At 66.1% G+C, this 18962-nt stretch carries 19 protein-coding genes; 11 read left to right on the plus strand and 8 right to left on the minus strand.

Annotated elements, in window-relative coordinates:
- Window positions 1-1508: 1508 nt before the first annotated feature.
- The 7 genes from NDI85_RS04255 to NDI85_RS04285 form a co-directional block, all read right to left on the minus strand.
- A complete protein-coding gene (locus NDI85_RS04255; protein WP_310915019.1) occupies window positions 1509-2420 on the minus strand; it encodes a DNA glycosylase in 912 nt (303 codons plus the stop codon).
- Between the two features lie 61 nt (window positions 2421-2481).
- The gene (locus NDI85_RS04260) at window positions 2482-3882 is read right to left on the minus strand and encodes a sodium-dependent transporter (RefSeq protein ID WP_188994348.1); all 1401 of its coding nucleotides are present in this window, start codon (window positions 3880-3882) and stop codon (window positions 2482-2484) included.
- Between the two features lie 54 nt (window positions 3883-3936).
- The gene (locus tag NDI85_RS04265; RefSeq protein ID WP_310915020.1) at window positions 3937-5280 is read right to left on the minus strand and encodes a sodium-dependent transporter; all 1344 of its coding nucleotides are present in this window, start codon (window positions 5278-5280) and stop codon (window positions 3937-3939) included.
- Window positions 5281-5613: 333 nt separating this feature from the next.
- Window positions 5614-6324 (minus strand): SDR family oxidoreductase, encoded by a 711-nt coding sequence (locus NDI85_RS04270; RefSeq protein ID WP_310915022.1) that lies wholly within the window; start codon window positions 6322-6324, stop codon window positions 5614-5616.
- A gap of 33 nt (window positions 6325-6357) precedes the next feature.
- Entirely contained in the window at window positions 6358-7314 is a 957-nt protein-coding gene (locus NDI85_RS04275; RefSeq protein ID WP_310915024.1) for an NADPH:quinone reductase, read from the minus strand.
- A 37-nt stretch (window positions 7315-7351) separates the two neighbouring features.
- Complete coding sequence (locus NDI85_RS04280) at window positions 7352-8080, minus strand: hypothetical protein (protein WP_188994339.1); 729 nt, start codon at window positions 8078-8080, stop codon at window positions 7352-7354.
- Window positions 8070-9476 (minus strand): protein kinase domain-containing protein, encoded by a 1407-nt coding sequence (locus tag NDI85_RS04285; RefSeq protein ID WP_310915026.1) that lies wholly within the window; start codon window positions 9474-9476, stop codon window positions 8070-8072. Before NDI85_RS04285 ends, NDI85_RS04280 begins: the two co-directional genes overlap by 11 nt.
- 142 nt (window positions 9477-9618) lie before the next feature.
- Here NDI85_RS04285 and NDI85_RS04290 point away from each other — a divergent pair, with 142 nt between their 5' ends.
- Entirely contained in the window at window positions 9619-11919 is a 2301-nt protein-coding gene (locus NDI85_RS04290) for a methyl-accepting chemotaxis protein (RefSeq protein WP_310915028.1), read from the plus strand.
- A 2-nt stretch (window positions 11920-11921) separates the two neighbouring features.
- On the plus strand, window positions 11922-12629 hold the full coding sequence (locus NDI85_RS04295) for a bacteriorhodopsin (RefSeq protein ID WP_310915030.1): 708 nt from the start codon (window positions 11922-11924) through the stop codon (window positions 12627-12629).
- Window positions 12630-12684: 55 nt separating this feature from the next.
- Here NDI85_RS04295 and NDI85_RS04300 read toward each other — a convergent pair whose 3' ends face one another.
- On the minus strand, window positions 12685-13644 hold the full coding sequence (locus tag NDI85_RS04300; protein WP_166969369.1) for a transcription initiation factor IIB family protein: 960 nt from the start codon (window positions 13642-13644) through the stop codon (window positions 12685-12687).
- A 138-nt stretch (window positions 13645-13782) separates the two neighbouring features.
- On the opposite strand from NDI85_RS04300, the gene NDI85_RS04305 reads away from it, so the two are divergent.
- The 9 genes from NDI85_RS04305 to NDI85_RS04345 all read left to right on the plus strand — a co-directional run bounded on the left by NDI85_RS04305 (window position 13783) and on the right by NDI85_RS04345 (window position 18904).
- Entirely contained in the window at window positions 13783-14655 is an 873-nt protein-coding gene (locus NDI85_RS04305; RefSeq protein WP_310915033.1) for a 3-hydroxyacyl-CoA dehydrogenase family protein, read from the plus strand.
- Window positions 14652-15239 (plus strand): DUF2391 domain-containing protein, encoded by a 588-nt coding sequence (locus NDI85_RS04310; RefSeq protein WP_310915035.1) that lies wholly within the window; start codon window positions 14652-14654, stop codon window positions 15237-15239. Before NDI85_RS04305 ends, NDI85_RS04310 begins: the two co-directional genes overlap by 4 nt.
- 72 nt (window positions 15240-15311) lie before the next feature.
- Window positions 15312-15491: an HVO_2753 family zinc finger protein gene (locus NDI85_RS04315; RefSeq protein WP_166969363.1), complete on the plus strand. Its 180-nt coding sequence runs from the start codon at window positions 15312-15314 to the stop codon at window positions 15489-15491.
- 2 nt (window positions 15492-15493) lie between these two features.
- A complete protein-coding gene (locus NDI85_RS04320; RefSeq protein WP_166969361.1) occupies window positions 15494-15760 on the plus strand; it encodes an elongation factor 1-beta in 267 nt (88 codons plus the stop codon).
- Between the two features lie 120 nt (window positions 15761-15880).
- Complete coding sequence (locus NDI85_RS04325) at window positions 15881-16174, plus strand: 50S ribosomal protein L21e (protein ID WP_166969359.1); 294 nt, start codon at window positions 15881-15883, stop codon at window positions 16172-16174.
- Window positions 16175-16182: 8 nt separating this feature from the next.
- Complete coding sequence (locus NDI85_RS04330) at window positions 16183-16539, plus strand: RNA polymerase Rpb4 family protein (protein WP_188994328.1); 357 nt, start codon at window positions 16183-16185, stop codon at window positions 16537-16539.
- A 76-nt stretch (window positions 16540-16615) separates the two neighbouring features.
- Window positions 16616-17191, plus strand: a complete 576-nt coding sequence (locus tag NDI85_RS04335) for a DUF655 domain-containing protein (protein ID WP_188994326.1) — start codon at window positions 16616-16618, stop codon at window positions 17189-17191.
- 237 nt (window positions 17192-17428) lie between these two features.
- Window positions 17429-18286, plus strand: a complete 858-nt coding sequence (locus NDI85_RS04340; protein ID WP_310915036.1) for a 16S ribosomal RNA methyltransferase A — start codon at window positions 17429-17431, stop codon at window positions 18284-18286.
- A gap of 3 nt (window positions 18287-18289) precedes the next feature.
- Window positions 18290-18904 (plus strand): HemK2/MTQ2 family protein methyltransferase, encoded by a 615-nt coding sequence (locus tag NDI85_RS04345; protein WP_188994323.1) that lies wholly within the window; start codon window positions 18290-18292, stop codon window positions 18902-18904.
- The last annotated feature ends 58 nt before the right edge of the window (window positions 18905-18962 follow it).

Below are 18962 nucleotides of genomic sequence, written 5' to 3' on the forward strand. Positions count from 1 at the left end.
CGCAAGGACTGCTCCGTCGCCGTCTCCTCGCTCCAGAACCCTCTGGGCCGCAACGCATAGCTCCCACGTTCGTAGGCCCGATCCTCGGCCGTTTCGTGACACTCCATCGTCGCCGGGTTCACTGGAAACACGGTGTCCCTCGCGAGGAGTTCGTACCGGACGTCCTCGACGCCGTTCTCGCCGTGGACTGGCTCACGACCACGAGCGGCACGGGCTCGGTGACTTCGCGACGTAGCGCGCCGGGGTGAAAACACCCGGCGCAGATGGTGGGGGTGTGGGGATGGCGGACACGCCGAGAGTGATGGCTCCAGCGGCGTCCGCAGCGGAGGCTACCTGCGTGATGCGTAAACTGATTCTGGTACACGCGTCTAACTGTGAAACGTCGCCGGTGGAGTGGGGTTGTGCAGGACAAGAACAACCCCAAATACCGTGAATGGACCCACTGACGGCCGCTGTGGTGCCTCTGACAGCCCGCATCAAGCGTATCGAACCGCCGGTATAGAATAGTACCTATCAATTACTATTCGAGTTGTAAAATCCGCTGGGGAGGGCACCCCAGCGGCGAACCACCGCCGACCTGCACTTCGTCATGGCCGGCAGCGGCGGCTGTCAGAGGTGCGGGCGCTGTGCCCGCACCACGAACATCTCGATCAATACACATACATGTTGTGTGAGTGTATTCAGCTTCTCCCACTATTAACTCGTAAAAATGTATATTCCCCCAACTCTGTCGCCAGTGTCGGCACATTTATCGATTTCTCAGACAAGTGTCGTCGACATCCACACTCGATCTCAGCGCCGACGAGGTGCTGGGCCTGCGTGGCCATCTGCCGGCGGACGCCCTCGACCAGCCCCCGGGCGTCGCGAGCGATCCGATCGACATCGTCCGTCATCGCGACCCCTCCTGTTCAGTGGCCGCGGCTACTGAGCGATCTGTGAGGATGCTCCTAACACTGGGGGTTATTCCGTCCTCGGGATAATTGTCAAGTGGGATCGGGGAGGCCTCTGACAGTTCGAACCCCCCAGTTTCCGAATCGGACTCCCCGTTGCCCTATACTGGAATCCAGACGATTGGAGAGTGTACTCTGTACTGCCTGGGGACTGAGCGCTCGCCCGTCGATCACCTCCCACGCAGACTCGTGGCCGTCGGCACGGATTTGCCCGACAGCCGCCTCGAGGACCCCCTCGTTTACGGGGATGTTCGGGTTGCCCAGTTCCTGCCCCTCGGCGACCATCTCGGCCTCCAGTCGGAGCGTCTCGACGTCGTCGGGGACCGGCGACGGTCTGCTCGCGGATCTCGTGCCCTGCTTCGTTGTCTCGTCGTAACGGTCGCTGTCGATGAACGACGCGTCGAGGTTGGCCTTGCGGCGCCGACGCGATTCTGCGCGGGGTCGATCTCGCTGACGCCGTCATCACCCTCGCGATGGGCCTCGACGGGGCGCGTGAGTGTGGCGGCGCTCATGCCGCGCTCACCCAGGTCAGAGACTGCCGACACTGCCGGAGACTCATTACTCCTCGCCTTTTCCGCCGTTTCGTAAGAAGTGGAACAGATAGGTCTGCGTGTAGCCCGCGTACTCGCCGCCGAGCGTCTCGCGGATGGCACGGGAGGTGTCCGTGTAGTTCCCTCGTTCGCACTCGGGATAGTACTCCTCGATGGTCTGGCGAATCCACGTATCCAGCGGGACGGCCTCCAGATACCCCAGCGAGAACAAGAGGATGCAGTCGGCCACCTTCTCGCCGACGCCGACGAACTCGGTCAGTTCCTCGCGGGCGTCCTCGTAGGGGAGCCCCGCCGCGTCTCCCGGGTCGGCCTCGCCCTCGGCGACCATCTCGGCCGAGCGCTTGACGTAGGGCGCCCGGTAACCGAGGTTCAGGTCCCGCAGGTCCGTCTCGCTCGCCCCGGCCAGCGCCGCTGGCGTCGGGAAGGCGTCGTAGGTTCGGCCGTCGAACGTGACCGCCTCCCCGAACTCCCGGCGTATGGCCTGTTGCATCCCGTGGATGCGTCCGACGCGCATCTGGGCCGAGCAGATGAACGAAATCAGCGTCGGGAACGACGGGTCGCGGACGATGCGCATCCCCCAGTAGGCGTCGTAGGCGTCGTCGACGACGGCGTCTGGCGGGGCCGTCTCGCGAATCGCGGGCAGGTCGTCGTCGAGGCCCAGCAGCGTCCGGAGGCGCGATTCGGCGTCGAACGACGACTCCCAGACGAGGGCACCGTCGGTCTGCCGGACCCGGATTACGTGGGGGTCGCCGTCGACCCGAACTGTGGTCCAGTACCACGCGTCGCCGCCGCTGGCGGCCGTCCGCTCGTACATCTCGCCGTCCTCGCGGTCCCAGAGGTAAGACTGGCCGCTCTCGACGGTCGCTTGCAGGTCGATGCCCCCCGAGAGCGCCCCCACGTCGATGCGTCCGCGTTCCATCGTGGTGTGGGACGGGTCGGAGGCCTTTCCGGGTTTCTATCCCGTGTGACGGCGAGCGCCGTTAGGTCGCGGCGTCCGCCGTGGTCCGGAGGAGCAGGATGGCTCCGACGACACCCACGACGGCGACGCCCGCCGCCTGCGGGGCGGTGACCGAGACGCCGACGACGCCGCCTAGACCGGAGACGAGCGTGAACGCGAGGAACAGCGGAAGGGCGACGGCGACGGCGTAGTACCACGGCAGGCCGACCATCCGGGCGACGGGGCCGGCCCCTTTCTCGTACTCGTCGAGCGCTGCCTTCCCCAGCACCCACCCGTCGAACAGCAGGAATCCGAGCAGTCCGGCGGTCAGGACGAGGTTGGCGACAGTGTTCGCAAGCAGTGCGAACAGCGACGGCGACAGCGCGGTGACGCTCCCGGTGACCAGAAACAGGCCGCCGACGCCGGCGGTGGCCTGCGAGCGAGTGAGGTCGTGTTCGTCGACGAGGTACGAGACGAGCACCTCGAAGATGCTGATGGCCGACGACAGTGCCGCAAGCAGGACGACGCCGAAGAAGACGACGCCGACGACGCGACTGTACGGGAGGTCGGCGAACGCGCCGGCGAGACTGACGAACAGTGCGCCCGGGCCTCCTTCGCCCGGCGAGACGCCCAGCGAGAACAGCAGCGGGAAGATGACGAGGCCCGCGAGGACGCCGATGCCCGTGTTCAGCCCGGCGATGATGGTTCCGTCGGCGGCCAGCGAGCGGTCCTCGTCGACGTAGGAGGCGTAGGTGAGCATCGCACCGGCCCCGACAGAGAGGGTGAAGAGCGCTTGTCCCGCCGCGGCGACGAGGACGTCGACGAAGTTCGCCCGGAGGTAGCCCACGTCCAGCGAGAGGTAGAACTCGTAGCCGCCAGCGCTGCCCGGTAGCGTCGCGGCCCAGACGGCCAGCGCGCCAAAGAGGACGACGATACCGGGCACCATCACCGTCGTCGCCACTTCGATACCGCGGTCGACGCCCGCGTAGACCACGGCTATCGTCGCGAGTAGGAACAGGACGTGAAAGCCCGCCGCGCCGACGCCGTAGTCGATGGCGGCGAAGTACCCCTGCGGGTTCCCGAAGTACGCGCCGGTCGCGCTGGCGAGCGCATACCGCAGAATCCACCCGCCGACCACCGAGTAAAACGAGAGAAGGACGACGGAGGCGAGTACGGCCACGCCGCCGAGGACGCGCCATCGCCGCCCGCCAAGCGCGCCGAACGCGCCGACCGGGTTCCGGCGACTCCGCCGGCCGATGACCATCTCGCCGAGCAACCCGGGGACGCCCACGAGGACGATGACGAGGACGTACAGGAGCAGAAACGCAGCGCCGCCGTTGGTCGCGGTCAGCCACGGGAACCGCCAGATGTTCCCGAGGCCAACGGCGCTCCCGACGGCGGCGAGGACGAACCCGAGTCGCGTCCGCCACGTGGCTCGCACCATCGTCTCACCGTCCTCCCGCGCGTCGACCGTCGTACGGAGAGCGTTGCACGCACATCAGAACGGCTGGAAGAAGTCGGCGTTCTCGACGAGAAACATCTCGTTGATACCGAGGCCAAGCGTGCCGAGGATGGCCACGACGACGACCAGACGGAGCGTCCAGAGCCACACCGGCCCGACGGGACCGAGGCCTTCGGTCCCCCGCGTGAGTTCGTCGACGGCGTCGTGTCCGACGACCCACCCGACGAAGACGACCAGCGCGAGCACGGAGACCGGCAGGAACACCTGGTAGGCGAAGCGGTCGAACCACGTCAGCCAGGCGGTGTCCCACGCCGACGGGAGGCCGAGTACAAACAGGCCGACCCCCGCCGCGGTCGCGAGGTACGGTCGCGGTATCCCGAAGTTGTCGTTGGCGTAGGAGACGGTCACTTCCAGCAGACTGATGGCCGACGACAGCGCCGCGATGAGGACGACGCCGAAGAAGACGACGCCGAAGACGCGACCGAAGGGAACGGACCCGAACCCGGCCGCCGTCGCGACGAACAGCGCTCCCGCCCCGCCAGTCTCGGAGGTGACCTCCGCGCCGATAGTGAGCAGGATGGGGAAGACGACGAGGCCGGCGAGGACGCCGACCAGCGTGTTCGTGACCACGACCGTCCCACCGTCGAAGACGAGGTTGTCGTCGCTGCCGACGTACGAGGAATACGTGATCATGATCGCCATCCCCAACGAGAGCGTGAAGAAGGCCTGTCCGACGGCGAAGGGGATGATGCTCCCGGCGTTTGCGACCATCGTGTCGACGTTCGGTGAGAGGAAGAAGGCATAGCCCTTGGCCGCGCCGGGCAGCGTCGTGACCCACGCCGCGAGCGCGACCATCAACACGACGATGCTGGGGACCATCACTTTCGTCGCCTTCTCGATACCGTCCTCGATGCCCAGCGCCACGATGCCGACGACGATGGCGAGGAAGGCGGCCTGTGCGAGGACAGCACCCGGGCCGGAGGAGACGGCCCCGAAGTAGCCACCGGGGTCGGCGAAGTACGCGCCCGTGACACTGCCGACGACGTAGCGGATGACCCACCCGCCGACGACGTTGTAGTAGGACAGAATCCAGAACCCGGTGAAGACGGCGAGGCCGCCGACGACGCGCCACTGTCTGTGGCCCAGTTCGCCGAACGCGTCGACGGCGTTGACGTTGGTCCGGCGGCCGACGACGAACTCGGCGAGCATCGCCGGGAACCCGACGAGGACGACCGCCGCCAGATAGAACACGACGAAGGCCGCCCCGCCGTTGGTTGCGGTCTTGAACGGGAACTGCCAGAGGTTCCCGAGACCGACTGCGCTCCCGATAGCCGCGAGGATGAACCCGACCCGCGTGGCCCACGTCTCTCGTTCGCTCATAGACGCGCCCTATCTCGTTCGTCCGGTTAACCGCTGTGATTCGGCCTCGATATCACGCCGTGGCACCCCCGCTCACGTGACCCATTGAGCCCTATATACCAATATTATCAACGCACTAATGCCGCGCCCCGTGAGTATCATCCGTCCACACTCGCTGCCAGCACCAACCAGTCAAGAGCCACATTGTCATGGTATCCCAACGTCTCTCGTCTACCGCCAGTGTGGACAGGCAATCGTGCGACACGACGGCGACTCCCCACCGTCGTCGTTCCTCTCTTTCGGATTCGGTAGGCGTCGTCTCAGCGCTCCGCAGCAGCGCCGCCTCCCCTCGGTCTACGCCTCCCCGTAGACCGGGACGGCGGCGCCACTCGTGACCGACGCCGCGTCGGAACACAAGAACACCATCGTCGCACCGATGTCGGCCGGGTCGACCCACTTCTCGAAGTCCGAATCCGGCATCATCTCGCGGTTCATCGGCGTGTCGATGACGCTGGGCATCACCGCGTTTGCGCGGACCGTGCCGAGGTTCTCCGCGGCGATGGTCTCCGTCAGCAGTCGTACCCCGGCCTTCGTCGCACGGTAGATACCGTCGCCTTCACCGCCTTCGAGCGACGAACGAGCGGAGACGGAGACGATAGCGCCCCCCGTCTCCTGTAGGTGGGGTAAGGCGTGTTTCGACGCGAGAAACATCGTCTTCAGGTTGACGTCGAACAGGAAGTCGAACGTGTCGACCTCGGTCTCGTGTATCGGGTCGCCGCCGCGCCACGTGCCGGCGATGTTCAGCAGGTAGTCCAGACGGCCGTGTTCGTCGACGACGCGGTCGACGACCGACGACACGTCGTCCTCGTCGGTGAAGTCGCCTCGATGGAAGTGGATGCGGTCGGGGTCCGATAGCTGGAAGTCCTCGCTGTCGGGTTCGACCACGTCAGCGCCACAGACGGTAGCGCCCGCTTCGAGGAAGGCGTTGGCGACGGCACTGCCGAGTGCCCCGCCGACGCCGGTGACCAGTGCGACCTCCCCGCCCATGTCGAACGTGACGGACATGTGAACGGAGAGGCGCGGCAGGCGGTTAAAGGGTCAGGGCGTGACGACCAGTTTGCCGAGGAAGCTCTCCGACATCACGGCTTCCTGTGCGTCGGCCACCTCGACGAGGTGGTACGTGTCGGCTACCTCGGCCGTCAGGTCGCCGTCCTCCAGCAGGTTCGCGAGGCGACCGAGGACCGCGCCGAAGTCCGGCGTGTTGAACATCGAGACGTGGTGGACCGACACGTCCTTCGCGCGACACTGCGGGACGTTCTCGAAGGTCGCGGCCGGGTCCGTGTTCCCCATCGCCGCGATGCGGGCGCTCTGGGCGGCGACGTCGACGTCGAACGAGAGGTAGTCGTCGAGGCGGTGGTCGACAATCACGTCGGGTCGACCGGCCTCGACGACCGCGTCTTCGAGGTCCTCGCGGCGGTAGTCGAAGACGTCGTCGGCACCGAGTGCCCGCAATCGGTCGTGGTACTCCGGCGCGGCCGTCGTCGTGACACGCGCCCCCGTCGCGGCGGCCAACTGGACGGCCACGTGACCGACGCCGCCGCTCCCGCCGTGAATCAGGGCGCGCTCGCCGGGTTCCAACGAGCAGGCGTCGACGAGCGTCTGCCACGCGGTGACGCCGACGAGCGCTATCGCCGCGCCCGTCTCGAAGTCGACGCCGTCGGGGAGGTGGGCGAGGTGTGACTCGGGGACGGCCGCGTACTCGGCACAGGCCCCCTGTAGCCAGTTGCCCAGTCCCGTCGCGAAGACGCGGTCGCCCTCGTCGTAGCCGTCGACGTCGGCCCCGACCTCGGCGACCGTTCCCGCACAGTCCGACCCCGGAATCCACGGCAGTTCGCCGGGGTCGTACCCGCCCTCGCGGAAGTACGTGTCGACGGGGTTGATAGCCGCCGCGTCCACGTCGACCAGTACCTCGTCGGCATCCGGTGCTGGCCGAGGAATCTCCTCGACTGTGAGTACATCGGGACCGCCGTGTTCGTGAAATCGGACTGCACGCATGGGCCATACGTGGACGGGTGCCAGCAAAAGGATAGTGCTACAGGCTAGCGAGGTTCTGCCGGAGTTTGATGGTCGCCGTCATCAGCGTCGTCGCGGTCATGATGACGAACACCACCTGTATGTGGAGGACGATGACGCGGTCTAGCCCCGCCAGCACGGCGATTTCGACGGCCGGTACCAGCGACGCGAACAGGAGGACCGGGAGGAGGTGACGGAGGAGGGTATCGACGACGGTGCCCTGCACGCGCGTCTCGGCGGCCCCGCGCCGTCCGAAGGAGAACCCCGAACCGGCAAAGGCGAGGGCACTACCGCTCAGCACGGCCAGCAACGCCGGCCGGCGACCGACGAGCGCGAACCCGACGAAGACGACGGCGACGCCGAGAACCGCCGCCCGGGTCAGGGTCCGCTCGCGAGAGGTCCCGCCGTCGGCCGCAGCGGGGACGACGCTCCGATAGAGCATCCGCATCGTCACCGCGAGCAGGAACACGTGTGCGAGCAACAGCGCGCTCTTGAACGGCAACACGTACGTCGTCAGAATCTCGACCAGACCGAGGACCGCGAACCCGACCGCGAGGAGGCCGACGAGTGCGAGGTAGTCCCACAGTCTGTGTTCGGCCACGAGTTCGCTCTCCCGCCGGTTGCGGTAGGCGTAGAAACTGAACCGAAGTCCCAGCACCACCAGCAACGTGAGTGCGATGAAGAAGATGAACGTCAGGTTCGGGTTGTTCGGCGCGAACGGTAACCCCACCGCGATGCTACCCACCATCGTCCTCCTGTGGGTCCCTGAGAGCACGTAGCTCTTGCGCAAGATGTGTCGCCGTCTCGTAGCGGGTGAGTTTCTTCGTCGCCATCGCTTTCCCGACGATGGCGTCGAGTTCCGCGGGCACGTCGGCCACGTCGGTCGGGACGGGTGGCGGCCCGCGGAGCACCTGCTCGCGGACCGCGTCGAACTCGCCCCGATAGGGTGGCTGTCCGGTGAACAGGCGGTAACAGACCGCGCCGAGTTGGTAGATGTCGGTCGCGTGGTCGATGCGACCGAAACGCCGCTCGTAGTACTCCGGTGCGGCGTAGCGCGGGTCTAAGAACTGTGACGGATCGGCGTGCTGTCTGTACACCGAGAGGAGGCCGACGTTGTCGAGCAGGGGTGGCTGTCGGTCGCCCTCTCGGAGGACGTTCCCGTAGTACGCGACGGCGGTCGGGTCGATGCCGGCGTGGACGATGCCCCGTTCGTGGAGCGTCGCGAGGGCGCTCGCGAGTCGTTCGGCGTGCCACGCCGCCTCGGCGGGCGGGAGACGGTCCCGGTCGGCGAGTCGCTGGTCGGTGTACTCGCTGGCGATCCAGAACCGCGGGTCCTCGTGCCAATCGTACAGCGTCACGACGTTGGCCTCGTCGCCCACCGACGCCCAGTCGGACAGGCGATTGCGGAGGCCCGAGCGGTAGCCCGTGTCCCGAGTGTCGCCGCCACGGAGGATACGGAGGGCAACGGCGTACTCCTCGTCGTCGACGACGCCGAGGGTGCGGTACGTGTCGCTGTACCGTCGACGGTCCCGTGGTGCCAGAACGGTGAGCGTCTCGAACCGGCTCTCGTACTCGACCAGCGAGAGCCACTCGGCGTCGTTCGCCCGCGGACGCTGGGGGATGGTTCGGCCCGTTTCGTCGGCCAGTTCGTCCGGGACGTCCTCGGCCTCCTCCTCCGTGTCACCGTCGGCGTCGGCCTCGTCGGTGTACACGCGCCGCGGCCCGGGAGCGACACCGGCCCCGGCGAGCGTCGTCCGTCCGATGTCCCGGTTTCCGAGGCTGCCACGCATCGGCGTCGGCTGCTCGACGTCGTAGGACGATTCGTCGGCCCCGAGGAGCGCGTCGAGTTCTCGCTCGACGGTCTCTGGATGGCGAGCGGCGAGATAGTCGAGTGCGAGGGCGGCCGGGAGGTCGTCGTCGCTCTGTATCCGGTCGAGCAATCGTCCGGTCAGGTACGCCACCGTGTTCGGATGCTCCTCGGCGAGGACACAGAGCGCCGTCGCTGCCCCGAGACGAACCTGCCGGTCTCCTACCTCCAGCAACGCCAGCAGCGTCGGCAGACGGTCCCGGTCGACGTTCGCCCCGGTCAGTACGTCCGCCACGACGGCGCTGGGTGCCGCTCCCCCACCTGACTCCGGCGTCATTGGCGCGATACGAACACAATCGACGGTGAGAACGTATCACTGTTTTGGCGCGAGTCGGGTAGTCCACCCGTCGGCGTCCGGCTTATCAGGTGTGAAAATGGCGGAGGAAGCCTTTAACCGACGTTTTCCATACGTTTTGGAGATGCCAACAGACAGGGATTCGCCACTCCCGAGCGTCGTCGGGGATAGCTACGCCGCGCGGCTGGGAGTCGCGCTCGCGTTCGCTATCGTCGTCATCGTCGCGTTCGGCGCCGTCGTGAGCCTGCAAGCTTCCGCAACGCTGGAAGACGACGTCGCCAGTGACATGACCGCGTTGTCCGACACACAGGCCAGCCAGCTGGACGCGTGGCTTACGACGACGCGGCGGGACGTGCGGACGACCTCACGGCTACCAGTCTTCACCGACGGATCGCAGACAGAGATACAGGACAGACTGACGGACCTCGTAGCGAACGACGAGGTGCCGCCGGACGTGGTCGCGGTCCACTACGTGAACACCGGTACCGGTGAAATCGTCGCTAGCTCGAACGAGCAGTTCGTCGGCGTGAACGCCGCCGAGCAAGGTGCCCCCTTCGCGACGGACCCACCCTCGTTCAGCGACCCGGACGACACGCACGTCACCGAACCGTTCAACGTCGCCGTCGTCGACCACCCGATCATCGCCGTCGTCTCGCCCGTTCCGGGCGCGGAGAACCGCGCTATCGTCTACATGACGGACCTCGAATCGAAGGCGGACGACATCTCGAATCAGCGGTCGGGGTCGTACACCACCGTCGTCAACACCGACGGCGAGTTCGTCGCCCACCCGAACACGTCGAAGATCGGGACGACTGCACCCGTCTCGCAGTTGGAGCGTGAGCCGGTCACCTCGCTGGCCCCGGGCAACAGCACCTTCGTCGAGACGGGGTCGATGCTGATGGGCCTCACCCGACTGCAGTCACACGACTGGGTCGTGATGGTCCACTCGAACGCCGAACAGGCCTACGCGCTGAGTGACCAGATCAACTCGGACCTCGTCGGTCTCATCCTGCTCGCCGTCATCAACCTCGGACTGGTCGGGGTGACAATCGGTGGGAACACTATCGCCTCGCTCCGGCGTCTCTCCGCGAAGGCAGAGTCGATGGCCGACGGGGACCTCGACGTCGAACTCAGGACGTCCCGGACCGACGAGTTCGGGACGCTCTATAACGCGTTCGACGACATGCGGTCGAGCCTCCGAGAACAGATCTCGGAGGCCGAGGCCGCCCGCGAGGAGGCCCAGACGGCAAAAGAGGAGGTCGAACAAGAGCGCAACGAGATGCAGGCGCTCAGCGGCCATCTCGAACTGAAAGCCGACGAGTACAGCGACGCGCTGGAGGCCGCCGCGAACGGTGACCTGACCGCCCGCGTCGACGAGGATAGCATGAGCGACGCGATGGCCGACGTCGGGACGGAGATAAACGCCACGCTCGACGCGCTCGAAGGCACCATCGCGGACATGAAGGCGTTCGCGGCGAACGTCCTCCAGTCCAGTGACCGCGTCGGCTCGAACGCAGAACGCGTCGATCGGGCGAGTCAGCAGGTCTCGAAGTCGATTCAGGAGATATTCGAGGGCACCACCGAACAGAGCGAACGACTGCAAGAGGCCTCCGGCGAGATGGACAACCTCTCGGCGACGGCAGAAGAGGTCGCCGCCTCCGCACAGCAGGTGGCAGACACCTCACAGTCCGCCGCCGAGGTGGGCGAAGACGGTCGCGAAGCCGCACAGGAGGCCATCGAGGAGATGAGCGCCATCGAAGCCGAGACCGAGGAGACCGTCGAAGAGATTACCGCACTCGACGAGGAACTCGACGAGATCGGCGAGATAGTCGGCGTCATCACGAACATCGTCGAACAGACGAACATGCTCGCCCTGAACGCCTCCATCGAGGCCGCACACGCCGACGGCGACGGGGCCGGGTTCGCCGTCGTCGCAGACGAGATCAAGGGCCTCGCCGAGGAGACCAAATCCGCCGCCGGCGACATCGAACAGCGCATCGAGCGCATCCAGTCGCAGGCCGGCGACACCGTCGCGACGATGGAGTCGACGAGCGAGCGCATCACCGAGGGCGTCGGCACCGTCGAGGAGACGGTCGACGCGCTAGAGACCATCGTCGAGTACACGGAGGAGGTCGACACCGGCATTCAGGAGATAGACCGGGCGACCGAAGAGCAAGCCCGCACGGCACAGGAGGTCATGGGCACCATCGACGACCTCTCGACCATCTCACAGCAGACGGCGACCGAGGCCGACACCGTCGCCGGGGCGGCCGAGGACCAGTCGGCCGCCATCGCGGAGGTGGCCGACTCCGCCCGGGAACTCCGCGAGCGAGCGGACGACCTCGAATCGCTGCTCGACCGCTTCGACGTCGACACCACCGACACCGCGGGTGTCGGCGGTGCGACGGCCACGACGGACGACTGACAATGGACACGATAACTATCTGGTTCACGCTGGGACTGCTCGGAGAACTGCTCGGGACGGCCGTACTGGCCTACGGCTACACGCTCGTCCCCGAAGCGACGCGCAAGCGGTACCTGCTACTGGTGGCGATTCCGGGAGTGGCCATCGTCGCGTACGTCCTGCTGACGCTCGGTGTGGGCAGGATACAGGCGGCCGGGCACACGGTGTACGTCGTTCGCTACGCGGACTGGCTGGTGACGACGCCCATCAACGTCCTCTATCTGGGACTGCTCGCACAGGCTGCTCGCGACGATATCGCCAAACTGGTCGGCTTGCAGGCGCTGACCATCGTGTTCGGGTTCGCCGGCACGGTGGTCCCCGACCCGCTGAACTACGGCCTGTTCGCCCTCGGCGCCGCCTGCTTCGCCGGCGTCGTGTACCTGCTGTATGGCTCCGTAGCGTCCGCTGCAGTCGCGGCGCTCTCCGATCTCGAAGTGAGCCTCTACCGGACGCTGCGGAACTTCGTCGTCGTCCTCTGGATGGTGTATCCCGTCGTTTGGCTCCTCGGCGCCTCGGGAATCGGTCTGCTCGACGTCGAGACGGCGTCGCTGGTCATCGTCTACCTCGACGTGGTGACGAAAGTCGGGTTCGGCGTCATCGCGTTGCAGGCGTGGACGACGATACGGGAAGTCACTGTCGGGGACAGCGTCGTGACGGTGACCGCCGACTAGCGGCGAGCAGCGTTCGGAGAAACGGCGGACGAGACGAGTGTGACGATGCGGGCAGTCAGTGGATGCCCATCGCTTCGATCTGCTCTTGATACCGGTTCCGGATGGTGACCTCTGTCACCTGTGCCACGTCGGCGACCTCACGCTGTGTCTTTTTCTCGTTACAGAGTAGCGACGCGGCGTAGATGGCGGCGGCGGCATAGCCCGTCGGGGACTTCCCCGAGAGCAGGCCCTGTTCGGCGGTGGTGTCGATTATCTCGTTGGCCTTCGACTGGACCTCCTCGGAGAGGTCCAATTCCGAGGCGAACCGGGGGACGTACTGCTTGGGGTCGACCGGTTCCATCTTGAGTTCGAGTTCCTGGGCGACGTACCGGTACGTGCGCCCGATCTCCTTCTGCTCGACCCGTGAGACGTCCGAGACCTCTTCGAGACTCCGTGGGATGCCCTCCTGTCGACAGGCGGCGTACAGGCAGGCCGTCGCGACGCCCTCGATGGAGCGGCCACGGATGAGGTCCTCGTTCAGTGCCCGTCGATAGATGACGGAGGCGACTTCCCGCACCGACCGCGGGACGCCAAGCGCGGAGGCCATCCGGTCGATTTCCGAAAGCGCGAACTGGAGGTTGCGTTCACCGGCGTCTTTCGTCCGGATTCGCTCCTGCCACTTTCGGAGACGGTGCATCTGGGAGCGTTTCTCCGAGGACAGGGACCGCCCGTAGGCGTCTTTGTCCTTCCAGTCGATCTGTGTGGTCAGCCCCTTATCGTGCATCGTCTGCGTCGTCGGCGCCCCGACGCGTGACTTCGACTGGCGTTCGGAGTGATTGAACGCGCGCCACTCGGGCCCGCGGTCGATGTTCTCGTCTTCGATGACCAGCCCACAGTCCTCACAGACGAGTTCACCCCCGCCGTCACTGGAGATATTCTCCGACTCACATTCGGGACAAGTTTGTTGACCAGTGTCCTCGGACTCCTGCTCACGCTCCTCTTGGTCCGTATCCCGCTGGCGCGTCGGCCGTTCCATGTGTTCTTTTACGGAGAAAGGCCTATTACGTATAAATGTTTGGGTGGTTGGTACCGCCTAGAGGGGGGAAAACCCGCCGACCGGGGCTCCATAGCGGCCGAATAAACGCTTAACCCGAGGGAGTGCGGTAGTTGGTGCATGATTGTGGCCGTACTGGGGGCCGGTCCACACGGGCGAGCCCCAACCCGACGATGCGTGCGCGCAGGCCACGCCGTCCGTCTGTACGACGAGGACCCAACCACTGTGATGGACAGCGTCGACGCACTTGACCGAACCCTCGACGACGTGGCCGTCACGGACTCGCTCGACGGCACGACGGGACTGCAGAGTGCCGTCGACGGGGCCGACGTCGTCGTCGACGCCACCGACCGCGACCTGGCGTCTCGGCGGGACTTGCTCGCAGAGGTCGAGACGATGCTGGCCGAGGACACCCTCGTCGCGACGGGCGGGACGACGGTGTCGGTGACCGCTGTCGCGGCCGGGTTACAAGCACCCAACCGGGCAGTAGGACTGCACTTCCCGGCGCCGACGGCGAGCGACGTCGTCGAGGTCGTCCTCGCGGATCAGACGACGGCGGCGACGCGGGACTGCGCGACGACGTTCGTACGCGGTCTTGACGGCGTGCCAATCGTCGTCCGGGACGTGCCGGGGTTCGCCACCGCCCGCCTCGAACTCGCGAGTATCGTCGAAGCGGTCAGGATGGTCGCAGACGGCGTCGCCACCATCCCCGACATCGACCGGGCGGCAACGCGCGCCGACGCTGACCGGGGACCGCTCGCGCGCGCCGACGCCATGGGACTCGATACCGTCCTCGCTGGACTGGACGACCTGACCGCGCGACTCGACGCGCGATTCGACCCACCGGCGATGCTCCGCGAGGCGGTCGAAGCGGGCCGACTCGGGAAGCCGACCGGCGAGGGGTTCTACGTGTGGACGAACGGAGAGCCGACTCGCCCCAGCGAACTGAATCCGGCCGTCACAGCGCGCGCAGACGAGGTCGACGAGCGATGAGTGCCGACGACCTCGAGACCGACGACGATGGCATCAGTGAGCTATTCGACGAACTAGAGGAGTTAGCGACCATCGTCGACTCGCCGGAAGAACGCAGGCAAGTCAGAGAGGCGATGCGGGCGGCGGCCGAGGCTCAGGACGACGAACCGGTCGTCTTCGGTCGTATCATCTACGGGTTCGACCGCAAGGACCTCGCGGAGTCCGTCCTCGGGTCGCTCCTGTTCGGTATCCCGATGGCCGTCGAGAGCGGAACGGTAGAGGCCGGTCGCCACATCGCCCAACACCCGCTGTATCTGTTGGGGACGCTGGCCTCGGCTGTCGTGATGGTCATCGGTATCCTCTACGTCGCCGACTTTCAAGACGTCCGAGTGGCCAACCGAATCCTCGGGCTCGTCCCCCGTCGGCTTGCCGGGGTCACTCTGACGGCGTTCGTCGTCGCCGTTGCCCTCCTGACTGGCTGGGGGGTCGTGGAGTGGTCGACCACCGACCCCGCCGTCGTCTGGGCGTCGTTTTGCGTCTGTAGCGTCGCGTTCGTACCGATGGCGATCGGTGCGGCACTGGGCGACATCCTCCCGGGGAGCTAACTGTGGCACACTCTCGCGTGGTGGCGGCGACGTTTGGCAACCGTTAAAAGCCGCGGTCGGATACGGGGTGGTATGAGCGAGAGCCAGCAAAAGCGGACGCAAAAGTGCGTCTCGTGTGGCATCAACATCGCCGGCACGAACGCCGCCGCGTTCAAGTGCCCGGACTGCGGCCAGCAGATTTACCGCTGTTCGACCTGCCGCAAGCAGAGTAACCTCTACAAGTGCCCCGACTGCGGATTCACGGGTCCATAACCATGGGAAAGGTAGCCGCCAAAATCAAGATCATGCCGCAGAGCCCGGAAGTCGACCTCGACGACCTACAAGAGCGTCTCGAAGGGTCGCTTCCCGAAGGAGCGAAGATCAAAGGCTTCGAGCGTGACGACGTCGCGTTCGGCCTCGTCGCACTCCTCCCAACCGTCATCGTCCCCGACGACGCCGGTGGGACCGAGGCCGTCGAGGAAGCGTTCGCCGACGTCGACGGCGTCGAGTCCGTCGAAGTCGACAGCGTCGGTCGCCTGTAACCACTGGCTCCCGTTTTCGCGTTCCCCGAGTTCGGTAGCCGCGGCACCGCGAGAACCCGTGCCGCCCGCAGTCGTGGAACGCACGTTTTATTAGGGCGACCGGACAAGCGGTGAGCAAGAATGCCTAGTTCAAACGGCCCTCTCGAAGGTACTCGTAACAAACTCAAGAACAAGCCCCGAGACGGTGGTACCTCGCCGCCACAGCGCGCCGTCGAGCAGTTCGAAAACGGTGAGAAGGTCCACCTCAAGATCGACCCCTCGGTGCCCGAGGGTCGCTTCCACCCGCGATTCGACGGCCAGACCGGCACCGTCGCCGGCCAGCAGGGACGTGCCTACCGGGTCGAAATCGTCGACGGCGGCAAACAGAAGACGGTCGTCGTCAAGCCCGCGCACCTGCGTCGCCAAGAGAACTGAACTGAGCGATGACCATCTTCAAAGAGAAGGTCGACGAGGAGTATCTGACCGTCGCCGAGACCAAGGAGATCCTCGAGGACCTCGAGATGGAACGAGCGGCAGACGAAGAGCGTGAGATGCGCTACGAACTCAAGCGCGCCATCGAACACGTCAACCGCTTTGCCCTGCTCGACCCCGAGGAGTCTCTGGAGTTCGTCGAACAACTGCAGGAATTGGAGAAAGTCGACGAGGCGACGGCCTACAAGATAGCGAACCTCCGTCCCCTCGACCGGGACGAACTCCGCGCCGTCTTCGCACAGGAGCGCTACACGCTCACCGGCGAGGAACTCGACGACATTCTCGACATCGTCAAGCAGTACGCCTGAACGGCCGGGTTTCGACCCGCCGGGCGTAGTACGTCTATCCATCGCCATTAAGTGCGTTCTCATCGTACCGCAGTACATGAGCAGCACGGAGAGCGGTGGCGACGACATGGTCGCGGCAGTGCTCGACGTCCTCCCACACGGCCGAAGCGACGACGACAGGCCCCAGCACCAGAAAGAGCCGCTCGCATATGCCCTCGGTATCGAGGAGTTCTACATCTACGAACTGACGCTCTCGGACGACGCCGACATCGCGTTCGGGGACCGCATCGACCTGACCGAGTTCGGTCGCGTCCGGGAGCGAGAGTTCGACGACCTCCCCAGCGGCGCCCGCTCGGAACTGGAGTACGCCGTCGAGGAGATCGTCGAGGCCAACCAGCAACGATTCGTCGACTTCTACAACGACGCCCAGCCGATTACCCTGCGACTCCACCAGTTGAACCTCCTGCCGGGCATCGGGAAGAAACTCCGAAACACGATTCTCGACGAGCGAAAGCGAAAGCCCTTCGAGAGCTTCGAGGACCTCGAAGACCGGGTCAGCGGCCTCCACAACCCCAAAGAGGTACTCATCGAGCGCATCCTCGAAGAACTGCGCGAAGACGACCTGAAGTATCGGTTGTTCGTCCGCCGGAGCGAGCAAGGCGAGGGTGAGTGAAACGAACCCTCGTAGCGGAGCGGGGGGCGACAGCGACCCGCAGAGCAAGGCGAGGGTGAGTGAAACGAACCCTCGAAGCGGAACGGAGTGAACCGTGGAGCAAGGCGAAGGCGACGAGTAAACGAGTGAAGGCGTCCGCCTCGAAGCGGAGCGGCGGACCCGGACGGGTAGCCACGCCCGAGGCGGCGCGGGCCGAGTAGTCGGTCTTTTCAACCGCCGACCGTCTACGGAGTCACAATGACCGAGACGCCGACCGGCAGTCGCGACCCCGACGCGCTCGTCCGTCGGGCGGGCAAACGCGCCGACACCCGGCAGGACCAGCACTTCCTCGTCGACGACCGTGTCCTCGACCGCATCCCCGAGTACGCCGTCGAGACGGAGATGGACCTCGCACACGTCCTCGAAATCGGTGGCGGCCCCGGCGCGCTGACCGACCGCTTGCTTGCGGTCGCCGACCGAGTGACCGTCGTCGAACGGGACCGCGACTTCGCGGCCCACCTGCGCGAGGAGTTCGCCGACGAGGTCGCGGACGGGCGCTTGACCGTCGTCGAGGGCGACGCACTCGACGTTGCCCTCCCCGAGTTCACGGCGAGCATCTCGAACCTGCCCTACGGCGCATCGTCCGAGATAGCGTTCCGGTTGCTGCCCCACGGTCGTCCGATGGTACTGATGTTCCAACAGGAGTTCGCCGAGCGGATGGCCGCGGACCCCGGGACGGACGACTACGGCCGGCTGTCGGTGACGGCGGGCCACTACGCCGACGTGGAAGTCGTCGAGACGGTGCCCAAGCAGGCGTTCGACCCACAGCCACGGGTCACGAGTGCGCTCGTGCGAACGACGCCCCGGGAACCGGACTACACCGTCCCCGACGACGACTTCTTCATGGACTTCCTGAAGGCCGTGTTCACCCAGCGCCGGAAGACGATGCGTAACGCCGTCCGGAACACCGCCCACATCTCTGGACTGGGCGACCCGGACGCGGTGGTCGACGCCGCCGACGAGGACCTGCTGAGCGCCCGCGCCGGGAACCTCACGCCGGCGGACTTCGCGGATCTCGCGACGTTGGCGTACGACGTCGGCGACCCGGAGGCGTGACCGATGCGCGGTGACGGGGGGAGCGGCGAGACCGAGGGGTCCGGACGGCCAGCACTGGCCGACCAGCGCGGCGTCGAGTCGGTGTACCAACCGGCCGAAGACTCGGCGCTGCTCGCCCGAGCGGTGAGCGAGCGCGTCGACGACGGCGACCGCACGCTCGACGTCGGAACCGGATCCGGGTTCGTCGCGGCGACGATGGCCGAGGCCGGTGCCGACGCCGTCGGCGTGGACGTGAATCCGCTCGCCTGTCAGCAGGCCCGCAAACGAGGGGTCACGGCGGTTCGAGGCAACCTCGTCGACCCGTTCCGCGACGAGGTGTTCGACCTCGTGGCGTTCAACCCGCCGTACCTCCCGACCCCGGCCGAAAAGGAGTGGGACGACTGGATGGAACACGCCCTCTCGGGCGGCGAAGACGGCCGGCGACTCGTCGACCCGTTCCTCGAATCGGTCGGCCGGGTACTCGCGCCGGACGGCGAGGCGCTCCTCCTCGTCAGCAGCCTCACCGACCCCGACGCAGTCCGCGAATACGCCCGTCAGCACGGGCTGGTCGGCGAACAGATCGCGAGCGAGAAGCATCCGTACGAACGGCTCGTCGTCCTCCGGTTCGTGCGGAATTGATTACTTTGGCGCATTTTCTCGAATAGGAAATATTAAAGCCCGTCATTTCGTAGCCGAG

The organism is Haloarcula sp. S1AR25-4 (assembly GCF_031624555.1).
GTDB lineage: Archaea > Halobacteriota > Halobacteria > Halobacteriales > Haloarculaceae > Haloarcula > Haloarcula pellucida.